At 64.2% G+C, this 15,177-nt stretch carries 5 protein-coding genes and 2 pseudogenes; 1 reads left to right on the forward strand and 6 read right to left on the reverse strand.

Annotated elements, in window-relative coordinates; all coding sequences use genetic code 11:
• Positions 1 to 41: 41 nt before the first annotated feature.
• Positions 42 to 1,579: pseudogene (locus tag EJ068_RS04445) on the reverse strand (trimethylamine methyltransferase family protein).
• Positions 1,580 to 1,790: 211 nt separating this feature from the next.
• Between EJ068_RS04445 and EJ068_RS04450 the strand changes: the two are divergent.
• The gene (locus tag EJ068_RS04450; protein ID WP_128315460.1) at positions 1,791 to 2,381 is read left to right on the forward strand and encodes a hypothetical protein; all 591 of its coding nucleotides are present in this window, start codon (positions 1,791 to 1,793) and stop codon (positions 2,379 to 2,381) included.
• A 13-nt stretch (positions 2,382 to 2,394) separates the two neighbouring features.
• Here EJ068_RS04450 and EJ068_RS04455 read toward each other — a convergent pair whose 3' ends face one another.
• The 5 genes and pseudogenes from EJ068_RS04455 to EJ068_RS04475 form a co-directional block, all read right to left on the reverse strand.
• Positions 2,395 to 4,716, reverse strand: a complete 2,322-nt coding sequence (locus EJ068_RS04455; RefSeq protein ID WP_129554480.1) for an ABC transporter ATP-binding protein — start codon at positions 4,714 to 4,716, stop codon at positions 2,395 to 2,397.
• Positions 4,717 to 4,768: 52 nt separating this feature from the next.
• A complete protein-coding gene (locus EJ068_RS04460; RefSeq protein ID WP_127252178.1) occupies positions 4,769 to 5,926 on the reverse strand; it encodes an ABC transporter permease in 1,158 nt (385 codons plus the stop codon).
• A 12-nt stretch (positions 5,927 to 5,938) separates the two neighbouring features.
• Positions 5,939 to 6,972: pseudogene (locus EJ068_RS04465) on the reverse strand (ABC transporter permease).
• A 220-nt stretch (positions 6,973 to 7,192) separates the two neighbouring features.
• Entirely contained in the window at positions 7,193 to 8,845 is a 1,653-nt protein-coding gene (locus tag EJ068_RS04470; RefSeq protein WP_126081934.1) for an ABC transporter substrate-binding protein, read from the reverse strand.
• 277 nt (positions 8,846 to 9,122) lie between these two features.
• Entirely contained in the window at positions 9,123 to 15,176 is a 6,054-nt protein-coding gene (locus EJ068_RS04475) for a translocation/assembly module TamB domain-containing protein (RefSeq protein ID WP_129554481.1), read from the reverse strand.
• Position 15,177 lies beyond the last annotated feature (1 nt).

Genomic DNA, 15,177 nt, shown 5'->3' on the forward strand with positions numbered 1-15,177 from the left:
AGTTGAGAGGCTGAAATGATTCAAGATGGAAAGCCGTTCCCTCACGGCTCGCCTTGCCCGATCGCTTGCTTCCGGCGCGCCATATAGGCTTCGAGCGCTTCGCGCATGGCGGGGTCCATGGCCGGCTGGACATATTCCTCCAGCGCCTTCTTCCACAGCCTGGTCGCGCGCGCCGTCGTGTCGAGCGCGCCTGCCTCCTGCCAGGCTTCGTAATTCTGCCAGTTGGAGAGCATCGGCTGGTAGAAGGCGGTGGCGTAGCGCTCAAGCGTGTGCGGTTCGCCGAAGAAATGACCCCCGGTCGGCACCGCGCCCAGCGCCTCGACGGCGAGTTCCGCCTCGTCGACCACGATCGGCCGCAGGAATCCATCATGTGCTGGATCATCTCGACATCGATGATGAGCTTTTCGAACGAAGCCGTCAGTCCGCCCTCCTGCCAGCCGGCCGCATGATAGACGAGATTGCCGTGGCCGAGCACCGCGCCCCACAGCGCCATCATCGTCTCATAGGCGCCCTGCGCATCGGCGGCGTTGGAGGCCGAGCCCGGCGTGGTGCGGTACGGCAAATTGTAGTGCCGCGCCAATTGCCCGGAGGCGATGTTGGCCTTGGTGTTCTCCGGCGTGCCGAAGGCCGGCGCGCCCGACTTCATGTCGACATTGGACGTGAAGGCGCCATACATCACCGGCGCGCCCGGCCGCACCAGTTGCGTCAGCACGATGCCGAACAGCGCCTCGGCGTTCTGCTGCGCCAGCGCGCCGGCCAGCGTCACCGGGCTCATCGCGCCCATCAGCGTGAACGGCGTCACCGCCACCGACTGGCCGTATTCGGCCATGGTCATCAGCCCTTCCGCCATCATCTCGTCGAAGCGGCGCGGCGAGTTGACCGAAATGATGGTGGTGACGCCGGGGTCCTGCGCCATCTCATCCAGCGTCAGCCCGCGCGCGATCGCCATCATCTCGATGCCGTCCAGCGCCCTGCCCCGCCCGATCGCCGAGACGTGGAAACATTTGTCGGTCAGCGTCAGATTGGCGAAATAGGTGTCCATATGCCTTGTGTTCGCCGGCAGCTCGATCGGCGCGCAGACCTGGTTGCCGAGCATATGGATGCAGTTGAAATGCTGCGCCAGCCGGACGAGGTCCTGATAATCTTGCATGTTGCCGGTGCGGCGGCCGCGCTCCATGTCGTGCACATTGGGCGGTCCGGCCACCAGCGTGAAGTTGATGGTGCTGCCGCCGAGATGGATGGCTCGAGCCGGATTGCGCGGGGTAAGCGTGTAGCTGCTGCGCGTCGACCGCAGCGCTTCCTCGACCATGCCGCGGTCGACGCGCACATTCATCGACCCGTGATCGACCTTGGCGCCGGCGCGCTCGAACAGCGACAGCGCCCGCGGGCTCATCACCTCGACGCCGAAATTCTCCAGGAGGTGCATCGATGCCTGGTGGATCGCCTCGATCTGGTCGGCCGACAACAGCGCCATCGGCGGATAGGGATTCTCCACCCGCCGCAGCGGCAGTTGCGGGATGGCGGCGGGTCCTCGGTTGCTGGTGCGCTCGGCGCCGCGCTTGCGTCTTGGTTCGCTCATGCGCGCATCAGAGCGCCGGTATCACAGGCGAGCTGTCAGGAATTCGCCATTTGCCGGCGCGATTTTAGCCAAGGCGGCATTTTTGGAAATCGACGAAGAGAATAGCGACGCAGTTGGTCGGAATATCGATACTGGATTTTTCGCGCTTCCCGCGTCAGCGTTAAGGAACCGCGCAAGACTCCTTTTATGATTTCGGCCTATTCGTCTTCCAATGCGTAGGTCGAGTTTTAGTAAAATTGTCGCTGTTTGCGTGCTGCTGGCGCTGTCGGCCTGCGCGACAGCGCCCAGCCACATCAACAATGTCTGCGCCGTGTTCGACCAGAATGACGGCTGGTTCGACAACTGGCAGTCCGCCGCCGAGCGGACCGAGCAGAAATACGGCATTCCCATTCCCGTGCTGATGGCGACGGTGCGCAAGGAATCCGGCTTCAAGAGCAATGCCCGCCCGCCGCGCACAAAGCTCCTCGGCTTCATCCCGTGGACGCACGTCTCGAGCGCCACTGGCTATTCGCAGGCGCTCGACGGCACCTGGTCGCAATATCAAAGCGAGACCGGCAACTGGGCGGCGCGCCGCACACGCTTCGCCGACGCCATCGATTTCGTCGGCTGGTACCACTCCAAGACCGCCGACTCTTTCGGTGTCGCGCGCAACGACACCTACAATCTTTATCTGGCCTATTATCTCGGCTGGACCGCCTATGGCCGCGGCAACCGCGGCGACGCCGGCGTTCAAAGCTACGCACGCGCCACCGACCAGATGGCGCGCGATTATCAGGCGCAGCTACGGCAATGCGGCAGCTGACACCCGTCCTGGGTTAGTGCCGCCTTGTCGTATCCTTCGGCCTGGCGACGCCGGTTTCCGAATCCTCGTCGCGCACTTCATGGCGACGGGCTTTACGCACCGCGTCGTTCTCCTCGACGCCCTCTCCGATCGCGTCGGCTTCCGCGCTGGCGTTTTTGCCGTCCGGACGCTGCGGCGGCGCACCGGCAAAGCCCGGCCCCACGCCATGCGGCGCATCATCCGGCACGCCTTCATGCGCGGCATGCTCCTTGTCGAACTTGATGACCGGCTCCATCTTGGCCAGCACGTCGTCCGAAAGCCAGCATAGGCTCGTATGGCCGCCGCCGAGATTCTTCACCGGCGGCACCTTCGTCTCGCACAGATTGTCCGGCACCAGCTTCTTGTAGCCGCAGCGCGTCTGGAACGGGCAGCCGGTCGGCGGGTTCATCGCCGACGGGATGTCGCCTTCGAGCACGATGTGCTTCTTGACCACGCTGGTGTCGGCGATCGGGATCGCGGACAGCAGCGCCTCGGTATAGGGATGGTAGGGCGGCGAGAAGATCTGGTCGGTCGTGCCCTGCTCGACGATGTAGCCCAGATACATGACCACGACGCGGTCGGCGATGTAGCGCACCACCGACAGATCGTGGCTGATGAACAGCATCGTCGTCTTGTTTTTGCGCTGGATGTCCATCAACAACTCGGTCACCGCCGCCTGCACCGAGACGTCCAGCGCCGAGACCGGCTCGTCGGCCACCACCACCTTGGCGTCCCCGGCAAAGGCGCGCGCGACGCCGATGCGCTGCTTCTGGCCGCCCGAAAGCTGGCGCGGCTTGCGGGTCTCGAAGGCCCTGGGCAGCTTCACCAGGTCGAGCAGCTCCAGCATACGCTGGCGTCGCTCGGCGACCGTCTTGCCGACATTGAACTTCTCCAGCGTGCGGATGATCTGTGAGCCGACCGTGTGGCTGGGGTTCAGCGTGTCGAAGGGGTTCTGGAACACCATCTGGATCGACGAGACGGTGTCGACGCCGCGGCTCTCGATGCCCGTCGACTGGATCTCCTTGTTGGCCAAGGTCACCGTGCCGGAGCTGGCGGTCTCGAGGCCGAGCAACACCTTGGCCAGCGTCGACTTTCCGCAGCCGGACTCGCCGACGATCGCCACCGTCTCGGATTCGCGCGCGGTGAACGAGATCGTCTCGTTGGCCTTGACGACGCGGCCTTCGCTGGAGCCGAACAGCTCGCTGCCGCCGACCTTGTAGTATTTCTTGAGGTCCTGGATCTTCAGCACTGGCGCGCCGGGCTCGACCTTTTCGTTGACCTTCTTGGCGCCGGGCGGCAGCGCCTCCCAGTCGATCTCGTTGAAGCGCACGCAGCGCGAGAAATGCCCCTCATGGCCCTCAACCGGGACCATCGGGATTTCCGCAGCGTTGCAGACGCCCTCGACGAAATGGTGGCAGCGCGGCCCGAAATTGCAGCCCTTCGGCCGCTCATGCGGCAGCGGCAACTGTCCGGGAATGGAGATCAACGGCCGCGAGTTCTTGTCGGCGCCAGGCAGCGGGATCGAGCGGAACAGCCCTTGCGTATAGGGATGGCGCATCCGGTCGAACACGTCCTCGATCTTCCCGGTCTCGACCGCCTCGCCGGAATACATCACCGTGATCCTGTCGCAGGTTTCCAGGATCAGGCCGAGATTGTGCGACACGAAGATCATCGAGGTGCCGAACTTCTCGCCAAGCCCCTTGACCAGCTCGACGATGCCGGCCTCGACGGTGACGTCGAGCGCGGTGGTCGGCTCGTCGAGCAGAAGCAGCGCCGGTTTCGACAGCAGCGCCATGGCGATGACGATGCGCTGCTGCTGGCCGCCCGAAAGCTGGTGCGGATAGGAGCGCATCATGCGTTCAGGGTCGGGCAGCTTCACCGCCCGCACCATCTCCAGCGCGCGGTTATAAGCCTCCTCCTTCGATACTTTGTCGTGGATTAGCGGCACTTCCATCAGCTGCTGGCCGATCTTCATTGCCGGATTGAGGCTCGCCATCGGCTCCTGGTAGATCATGGCGATCTTGTTGCCCCGGATGGCGCGCAGCTCCTCCTCGGAGAGCTCGCCCATGTCCTTGCCCTGGAACTTGATGCGCCCGCCGACGATCTTCCCGATGTTGGAAAGGTCGCGCATGATGCCGAGCGACACGGTTGACTTCCCGCAGCCGGACTCGCCGACGATACCCATCGCCTCGCCGGGCATCACCGTGCAGGAAAAATCCATCACGGCCGGGATCTCCCCCTTGCGGGTGAAGAAGGAGATCGAGAGGTTCTCGATCTCGATGATGGGTTGAGCCGGATCTCGAACTGCCTCGTTCATGGGTCGCTCCAATCCTAAATTGTTCCAGCAGGTAGGGCCTGAGCCCTCGCCATCAATCCTTCATCGACTGTTCGCGCAGCGAGTCCGCCAAAAGGTTGAGCCCCAGCACGAACGACATCAGGGCGATCGTCGGCGGCAGCGCCGGGTGGATGAAGGAACGCAGCAGCCGGCTGGCGTCCTTGATCGCGGTGCCCCAGTCGGGGCTTTCCGGCGCCAGCCCCAGGCCGAAATAGCCGAGCGTTCCGAGCAGGATCGTCGTGTAGCCGATGCGCAGGCACGCATCGACGATCAGCGGCCCGCGCGCATTGGGCAATATCTCCCAAAGCATGATGTACCAGGGCGATTCACCGCGCGTCTGCGCCGCCGCCACATAGTCGCGCGTCTTGATGTCCATGGTCAGCCCGCGCACGATGCGGAACACGCCGGGGCTGGAAGCGAACACCACCGCCACGAAGATGTTGAGCTGGTTGGGATCGATGTGGACGATGTGCAGCGGATCCTTGTCGAAGACCAGGCCGACATAAATCCAGCCACCGAGGATAAGCGTGATACCGAGCAGGATATAGAGCCGGTCCGGCCGGTTCTTGAAACGCGTCCAGAACAGGACGCTGAAGAAGATGATCGGGAACAAGAAGAACAGACCCGCCATCGCATAGGGGATCGGCGTGTCCATGATGCCCGGTGTCACCAGGAGGTAGAACAACAGGATCACCGGGAAAGCCAGCACCAGATTGGCGAGGAAGGACAGCAGCGTGTCAATCCTGCCGCCGTAATAGCCGGCCGGCAGGCCGAGCGTGATGCCGACCATGAGCGCGAAGCCGGTGGCGGCCGGCGCGATGATCAGCACGATCTGGCTGCCGTAGACCATGCGCGAGAACACGTCGCGGGCGAGCTTATCGCCGCCGAAATAATAGATCAGCTTCGACGCCGGCTCGATCGCGCCGGGCAGCGCGTCCTTCATCACCGAGACCTGCGCCAGGGGATCGAAGGGCGAGATGGTCGAAGCGAAGATCGCCGTGAACAGCCAGAACAGGCAGATGAAGACGCCGGCGATGCCGACGCCGCTGTCAAAGAGCTGGCCGTAAAGGCCAAGCCGCTTCTTATAGGCAAAGCTGACGCCCATCACTAGGATCAACGCGATCCACACCGGCCAGAAACGCCAGAGCACGCCGACAACGATGTCGAAGGCATTGATATACTCGGTCTGCATCGGCCCTGCCCCTTATTGAACCCTGATGCGCGGATTGAGGAACGCGTAGCCGACATCGGAGATGAGCTGCGTGATCAAGACGATGAACACCGAAACCAGCGAGCAGCCGAGCAGCAGGTCGATGTCGTTGTTGCCCGCAGCCTCGACCAGCGTATAGCCGAACCCCTGGTAGCGGAACATCACCTCGACGATGACGACGCCGGTGAGCAGCCAGGGAAACTGCAGCATGATGACGGTAAACGGCGCGATCAAAGCGTTGCGCAGCGCATGCTTGACGACCACGCTGCCGAAGGACAGACCCTTGAGGCGGGCAGTTCGGATGTATTGCTGCGTCATCACCTCCACCATCGAGGCGCGCGTCATGCGCGCGATGTAGCCGATGCCGTAGATGGCAAGTGTCATCACCGGCAGGGTGAAATTGTAGAAGGTGAGGCCCTGGCTGGCGGACGCAGCCGAGCCGTTCAGCCAGCCCAGCCAGGATGCGAAGATGACGGTGAAGATGACGCCCGAGACATATTCAGGCGTCGCCGTCGAGGCGATCGAAGCGACAGACAGCGTGCGGTCGGTGCGCGAGCCCTCGCGCATGCCGGCAAGGATGCCGATGAGCAGCGAGATCGGCACCATCACCACCAGCACCCAGAACATCAAAAGCCCCGTTGCGCCGAGCGCCGGAAAGAGCTTCGCCGCGACGGTCGTCTTGAATTTGGTCGAGCAGCCGAAGTCGCCCTGCAGCACGCCGGAGAATGTCGGCGCGACCGGGTCGTTGCAGAAGGAGAAGCGCTGCGCCGGTTTTCCAGTCGCCGGGTCGGTGATCGGCTGTTTGGGGAGAACCCCAGCCACTGGCCGTAGCGCAGGAAGAAGTTCTGGCGGTAGCCATGGTTGGCCAGCCAGCTTTCCAGCTGTTCGGCGGAGGTGTGCATTTCTGTCTGGCTGATCGCCAGCTTCTTCAGATTGGGACCGAGATTGATCAGGAAAAAAACGACCAAGGTCAGGCACAGCATCGTCAGCGCCATGGTGCCGAGACGTCTCAGGATGAAAGAAAGCATGGCGGACCCCTGCCGATGGGTTGGGGGAGCCTGATTGCGCGACCACTCCGACGCGATGCGGGGCAAGCCGGCAAACTGACCTTCGAATGCAATCAACCCAGTTTATTGCATGACCCCATTCGACGAGTCCGCAACTTTTTCGTTGCAACGGCTCTCCGGTCCCGGGTCACGCGAGGAAGGGGACAAAGGGGCCGAGCGCCCCTTTGTCCGTTCGTTCCGATCAGGCCTGTTCCAGCCAGACCTTGCCGTAGTCGTGCTCGTAGGTCGGGTGCATTTTGAAGTTCTGCACCGCCTTGGTCGAGTGGCTGTAGAGCTTGCGCCAGTACGGCTGGATGATGATGCCGGAATCCTGCAGGATCTGCTCGATGTCCTTCATCATTTCCTTGCGCTTGGCCGCGTCGGCGACGGCAAGCGCGGCGTTGAGCTTGGTATCCCAGTCGGAATTCGACCAAGCAGTCTCGTTCCAGGCTTCACCGGTGCGATAGCCGATCGCCAGAACCTGCACGCCGAGCGGGCGCATGTTCCAGTTGGTCATCGACAGCGGATACTTCGTCCAGTCGTTCCAGAAGGTCGAGCCCGGCAGCACCGTGCGCTTCACCTTGATGCCGGCGTCGCGCAGCTGGGCTGCGATCGCGTCGCCGGTGTTCTTGTGCCAGTCCTCGTCGACCGTGATCAGCTCGTGCTCGAAGTCGGCCTGGCCTGCCTCCGCCATCAGGGCCTTGGCCTTGGCGGCGTCGCGCTTGATCTTCGGCAGCTCGAAATATTCCGGATGGATCGGGCTGACGTGATGGTTCTCAGCGGGCGTGCCGGCATTGCCGTAGCCGAGCTGCAGGACGACCGCGTTGTCGACGCCGAGCTGCAGCGCCTGACGAACCTTCTGGTTGTCGTACGGCTTGTGGTTGACATTGGTGCGGCAGACGATGGTCGCAGCCGTCACCACCTCGGATTTCACCAGGTCCATGCCGTCGAGGATCGAGACATAGTCGGCCGAGGTCTCGAAATTGGTGTGCACTTCACCAGCCTCGAAGGCGCTGACCATGGCGCCAGGATCGGTGCCGTAGTCGATGAACTCGATGCCGTCGAGGAACACCTCGCCGTCCCACCACTTGTTGTCTGCGCGGCGCTTGTAGACGACCTTCTGGCCGACGTCGTAGGAAACGAGCTCGAACGGGCCGGTGCCGATCGGGCAGGCTTTGAAATCGCCGCCCTTCTCGTCGAAGCTCTTGTGGACGATCAGGCCCGGATAATCGCACATGTTCGGGATCAGCGCGATGTCCGGCTTGCCGAGTTTCAGCTTGACGGTCATGTCGTCGACCTTGGTCACGGCGCTCTCGTCGAGCTTGTCGTCCTTGACAAGCGTGCCAAGGCGGCCGGGCATCGAGTTGCCTTCGGCCTTCTTGTCGGCCCAGCGCTTGAGATTGAAGATGACATCGTCGGCGGTGAAAGCATCGCCGTTCGACCAGGTCACGCCCTTGCGTACATGCAGCGTGTACTCGGTCGCGTCATCGTTCACGTCCCAGCTTTCCAGGAGATAGGGGCGGAATGTGTACTCGGTGGTGTACTTAACCAGCGGCTCAAGCGCCTGGCGCTCGGCATTGGCGATTTCCGACCAGTCGGCCTTGCGTGGATCCTTCGGATCCTTGACCCACTGCGCGACCTTCAGCGTGCCGCCCTTCTTGCCCTGTACGTCGTCGGCTTTCGCCGGGGTCGGATCGGCCAGACCGATCAGGCCGTAGGCCATCGCCGTGGACGCTCCGAAAACGCTGGCGAGCGCCAGGAATTCGCGACGATCGACCTTTCCCGCCTTGGCTTCTTCGGCCAACGCCAAGATATGATCAGGAACCTGATCACCATTGCTCTTATAGATTGCCATGACTTGCTCCCATTGTTGGCTTTCCGCCTTTTAACATTCCGCATCCGGACCGCGTTGTCAAAAAGACGGTATGGAGGAGGAACATGCCAGGGAATGTGCATCTTTGGCTGCAACCCGGTTCGCGTGATAGCGACAGTCTTGACGCAAATTTGTTATCGCGACGCGGATTCCCTAAAAAATTCCCGCGGGCCATTAAATCGATACATTTTATAAGGATAGCAGCCCCGTACCGGCGGTCGCCCCTGGTTCGCCTTGGCCAATCCGGCCCGGCACAACCTCAATATTCGCGTTCGTAAAAGACGCCGCCCTTGGCCTCGCCGGCGTCATTGGCTTCGCCGCGCAGCTTAACCCCGCGACCGACATTGAGGTCGATCGTCGCCTTGCCGGAGCCTGGCTTGTCGCCCTTCTGTATCGTCACATAGGTGCGATCGTTGAGGTACTTGCCGGCCGAAACCGCGGTGCCGCCCTTCTCATCCGTCGTCACGTCGAGATCATCGACGCCGATGGCGCTTTGCAGGTTCTCGAGCAACGAGGTCGAACCGCCGACGCCGGCCAGTTGCGCGGCGGCGCTCGCAAGTTGCGCGATCTGCAGCGGCGACAGCTTGGACATGGATTGACCGAAGATGAGTTGTGCCAGGATCTCGTCCTGGGGCAGCGCCGGCACGGAGGAGAACGTGAACTTCGGATTGGTCGCCTCGCCTGAGACGACGACCGTGACTGTGGCGGTGCTCGTCGTGGTGGTCGCCGTCAAGTTGAGATAGGGCACCAGCGACCCCTGGAACCCGATCGTGCCATCGGTGAAGGTCAGTCGCTTGGAAAGGATGATCAGCCGTCCGCGCTGCAGGGTGAAGGTGCCGATCGCCCTGGGCGCCGAAGCCGGGCCGGTTAGTTTGAGCGATCCGCCCAGTTCGGCGTCGACACCCCTGCCCTGGATGAAGATCTGGTTCGGCGCGTTGACCGTCACGTCGAGCGTCAGGCCGCTGCCGCTGTTGCTGCTGCCGCCGGACGTTGCCGGGCGCAGCGCCTTGTCCTGCGCCCGTACGGACGCCGGTGCGTTCTTGTGCTTCACATCCAGCGCCGAGAGCGAACCCGGCAGCTTTTCCGGGACGGTGATGACCGTCCTCGCCAGGTTAAGGGTGCCGGCAATCACCGGCGCCGAGACGAGCGGCCCCTTGACGGTCAGGTCGCCGCCGAGATTGGCGGTCACCACCCGGCCGTCAGTGTAGCGGCCGTCGGTGAGCTTGATCGACAGGTCGGCCGGGAAGCCCTGCGCCGGATTGATGCCCACGGTGCCGCTCGCCGACAGGCTGCCGCGCGTCGACAGTGTGCCGGTCAGGCGGTTGATCCTGGCCACCCCGCCGCCGATCGAGACGTCGGCGGCGATGTCGTTCACCGCTAGGCCGGAGCGCGCATCGATGAGGCGCGCGCCGGATGTCGTGACTTTGCCGCTGATAACCGGCGCGGATGCAGGACCACGCACTTGCACATCGACATTGGCGGTGCCGTTGAGCGCCAGCCCTTGCGCGGCGAGCTTTGCGGCCAGGAAGGAGAACGGCACCTTGCCGTTGAAATCGAGCGCCAAGGTTGGCGTGCCCGCCGTCGTCACCGAGCCGCCGCCCTTGAGGCCGAGGCCGGCGCCGTCGCTGATGTTGGCGTCGAAGGCGAGCTTGTTGCCGGCAAAAGTGCCGGATGACGACACATTCATGCCGCCAAGGCCGGCGCCACGCGTCTGCGAGGTCTGCACGCCGGCGGCATCGATCTTGAAGGCGACCGAGGGGATCGAAGGCTGGCCGGTCACCTTGACCGTGCCCGAGATCGAGCCGGCCGCGTCGAGACCCGGCGAGAAACTGTTGGCGAGCGAAATCGGCACCCGGGCGAGGTTGGCGTTGATGTCGAGCGCCTGCGCGACCTTGCCCGTCACCGTTGCCGTGCCGCCGCCGAGGTTGAGCACCAGCCGGTCGAGCGTGGTCACGCCATTGGCGATGGTCACCGTCGAGGCCTGCGCGATCGCGGCCTTGATGCCCTGCACGGTCGCCTGGCCGGACGCGAGCTCGATGGTCGTCGTGCCGTTCGCCACTTTCACGCGCCCGGCCGCCCTGGCCGGAATGTTCTTGACGGTGGCCCCGCCAGAAAAACCGGTCCAGTCGCCGTCGCGCTTGAGATCGACATCGATGCCGGTGATGGCGGTGGCGCCGGAAGTCACGCTCTCCGCCCGCACCGTGCCGGCGATCACCGGTGCTGCCATATAGTTCGCGATCTGCGCGTTGATGGCGACATTCCTGGCGGAAAGATCGCCGCGCTTGATCTCCGAGGTGTTCGCCTTGACCGCGACATTCGGCCCGTTGGCCGCCTTGGTAAAGGCGATCGTGCCGCGCACATTGCCTTCGGCCTTTTCCAAGGCCAGCGCGGCGAGCGGTCCGATATCTGGCAGGTCGAGCGAAACGGTGCCGACCGGCACGAAAGCATCGTCGAGCGCGAGATCGCCGGAAATCTTGTTCGGTCCGAGCGACAGCAGAAGCCCGTTGATCGCTCGGCTGCCATTGGTCGTGGCGAGCACGGCGCTGCCTTGCAAATTCTGCCCGGCGACAATGCCGGTGAGCTGCACATTGGCTGCCGGATTAGCGGCATCGGCCTTGCCGGTGGCCGTCAGCTTCAGTCCGGTGATCTCGCGCGCCGCCACGAGGAGCCGGTCGCTGTCCACCGTCATCGACAGGTCGGGCGCGGCGACCGGGCCTTGCGCGTTGAGGGCGAAAGCGATGGCGCCCTTGGCGTCCTTCGAGAGCCCCGAAACATCGCTCAACGCGCCTCTGATGCCGGCGGCCAGCTTGCCGTCGGCAAGGCTCGCCTGGCCATCGGCGGTAAGCGCGCCTGAATTGAGCTTGAGGCCGTCTATATTGACATTGCCACCGGCATCGCGCTTCAGCGCGGCGCTCAACTGCGCCGTCTCGCCCAGCATGCCGCGCACCGCCGCCGGCAAGGCCGAAGACGCGACCTCGGCCTTCATATTGAGGTCGACGGCGCCATCGCCCAGCGATACCCGGCCGGAGACCTGGCTGTTGAGCGCATCGCTGGTCAGCGAGCCGCTGTCGAGGGCGACGGAATCGGGAGCCAGGCGGCCATTGACCTTGGCGACCACCTTGCCGGCGATCAGCGGTGCGATCAACGGATTGTCGAGGCCGATCCTGTCCAGCGAGACCGTGCCGGAGACCGGGCCTGCCCGTCCCTTGAGGTCGAAGGCATCCGAATGCAGCGCCAGGGTGAGACCATCCACCTTCCCCTGGCTGGCGACGATGGACGGCAGGATGGCGGACACATCGAGCCGCGCTTGCGTGCTTTCGCCCGCCATCTTTGCCGACAAGGACTGGGCTTCGACCTTGACCGGGCTGTCGGCGCGGCCGAGCGTCAACGGCAGGCTGGGCCCCGATGATAAAAGGTCGAGGGAGAAGTCGCTGGCGCCGTTGGGATTGAGGGTGCCGGCGGCCTTGCCTGAAATCTTGTCGCCCGAAAGCGTGGCGTGGTCCAGGGCGACGCCGCCCGCCAGCGTGTAGCTGCCAGCAGCGTCCAGATTCAGCGGCCCGAGCCCCGCCTGCCGGGTCTGGCTGGTCTCGGCGCCCGCCACCTTGGCGTTGAACTGGATGTCGGGGTTGGACGATGGACCCGTGACGTGCGCGGTGCCCTCAAGCGTTCCGGCCCCGTCGAGGCCGGCCACGAAATCATTGCCGAGCGCCAGCGGCAGGTTGGCGAGATTGGCCATCACGTCCAGGGTCTCACCGGCGCTGCCGGAAACCGTCGCCGAGCCGCCGCCGAGGTTGAGCGCGAGCTTATCGATTGTCGTCACGCCATTGGCGACGGAAAGGCTGGATGGCTCGGCGATGGCCGCCTTGATGCCGCGCACTGTCGCCTCGCCGGACGTGATTTCCACGCTTGTCGTGCCGTCGGCGATCTTAACCCGCCCCGTGGCGGTGGCCGGAATGCCGGACGCCGTGGCGCCGCCGGTAAAGTTGGTCCAGTCGCCATCGCGCTTCAAATCGATGCCGATGCCGCTGATGACCGTGCCGCCGGAGGTCACATTGTCGGCCTTGATCGTGCCCGAGATCGCCGGCCCCTTTAGATAGTTGGCGATCAGCGCGTTGACGGTGATGGCTTTTGCCGCCAGGTCGCCACGCGCGATCGAGGTGCTGGCCGCATTGATGGTGACGGTCGGCGCCTCGCCCTCCTTGGCAAAGTCGATCGTGCCGTTGATGTCGCCTGTGGCGGTCTGGTTTGCCAGCGCGGCGAGCGGCCCGATATCGGGCACGGCAAGCGTCAGCGTGCCGAGCGGCAGGAACTTGTCGTCGAGCGCGAGATCGCCCGACACCTTGTTGTCGCCGAGCGCCAGGCTGAGCCCTTTGATCGAGCGCTTGCCGTCGACGGTCACCAGCGAAGCCTCGATGTCGAGTGGTTGCCCCTCGGCATTCCCGGTCAGCGAGACGTCGGCGGTCGGATTGGCGACATCGGCCTTGCCCTTGGCCGAGAGCTTGATGTCCTTCACGGTGCGGCCCGCCGCCGTCAGGCTGGCGCTGTCTGCCGACACTGTGAAATCCGGCGCCAGACGCGGACCGCTTGCCGTCAGCGCGAAATTGACTCCGCCCTCAAGCGGTGTGCCGGCAAGCGACGACAGCGGCGAGACGTCGCCCAACGTGCCCTTGACGCTGGCCTGGAGGTCCGATCCCTGCATGCTGCCGGTGCCGCTGGCGCTGAGCGAGCCGGAGCTGATCTCCAGCGAGTTGGCGGCGAACGCGCCTTGCGGATCGCGCGTGGCGCTGGCCGAGAATTGCACCCGCTCGCCGAGCAGCGAGCTGATCTGCGGCGGCAATGCCTTGGAGTCGGCGTCGGCATTCATCTTCAGCGTCATCGACAGGTCGGCCAGCGCCACATTTGCCGTCAGCCCGGCATTGAGCGCATCGCTGCTCAAGGTGCCCTTGTCGATGGTCACGGTCTCGCGGCTGATCGTGCCGGAGAGATCCGCCGCGAGCTTGCCGGTCACCAGCGGCGCCAGCGTGGCGACGTCGGTCTTCAGCCCGGCGGCGGCGAGCTTGATGCTGAGCGGTCCGCTGCGGTTTTCGATGTCAAAGCCATCGGAATGGATCGCGCCGGTAATATTGTTGAGCTGGGTGCCGCCGACGGCGACCGAGGTGAGCGACGTGCCGATATCGACCATCGGCGCCTTGCCGTCGCCGAAGGCGCGCACTGTGGCCTTTTCAACCGCGACCAGGATCGGAACCGCGCTGTTGCCGACATCGATGGTGACGGGCTTGTCCTTGGCGGCAAGCTCGACGGCCAGGTCGCTGGCGCCCTTCGGATCGACATTGCCGGTTGCGGCGCCGTGCACGGAGTCGCTCTCGATGGTGGCCTGTTCGATATCGATCCCACCCGATGCGGTGGCCGTTCCGGCGAGGTCGAAGCTCGTCTTGCCGGCAAACAGCGACTTTATCTTCTCCGGCAGGAACGGCTCGAATTCGCCGTCGCCCTTGGCCTCGATGTGATGACCCTTATCGGACAGCTGGTGTCGGCCGGTGAACTGGGTGACGATCCGGTTGTCGACCATAAAGGTGCCGACGCCGCTCCAATTGGCCAAAGGTCCGCTGCCGGAAACGACGATGTTGACGGGCGGCGCATTCGGCAGTTTGAGCAGATTGGCGATGATGCCGCCGGCCGGTTCCGACGCCTTGAGATCGAGGTCGAGCTTGTTGTCGGCCGGCGCGAAGTGGATCTTGGCGTCGACATTGCCTTGCTTGCCGTCATGGCGGGAGACATTGAGCACGCTCTCGATCGCCAGCGGCGACGGATCGGCCTGGAGCGAGCCCTTGGCGGCCAGTTCGGCGATCCCGCTGCCGGCAAGCTCCTGTCCCAGCGCGATCTCCGGCAGGTCGATCTGCTTCACGTCGATCGACACCGGCAGGCTGGACGAGCCGCCCTGCGACGGCTGCTGGCTCGGCTGCGGCAGCCGCGCCAGCTCGATCCGCTCGGCGGCGAAGCGGTCAGCATTGAAATTCCGGGAGAGCAGCGCCGTCGGCGACCAGTCGAGCGCCACGTTGCGTGCGACCATCCAGGGGCCGGCGCGGTCCTCCAGCACGACATGATCGACCCTGAGCGCCCCCGACCAGATGCCTTCGATGCCGGCGACCGTAACCTTTCGGTCCTCGCTCGAGGCCATCTTCGAGATCAGGCCGGCGAGGTTCTGACGGCCGCCTTCGGTGCCTGTCAGGACGACCAGGGCGCCGATCGCCACCACCAGCAGCAGAAGCAGCGTGCAGATAAAGATGCGGAGGATGCGCCAAAAGATCTTCATC

This window comes from Mesorhizobium sp. M2A.F.Ca.ET.043.02.1.1 (assembly GCF_003952405.1).
Lineage (GTDB): Bacteria > Pseudomonadota > Alphaproteobacteria > Rhizobiales > Rhizobiaceae > Mesorhizobium.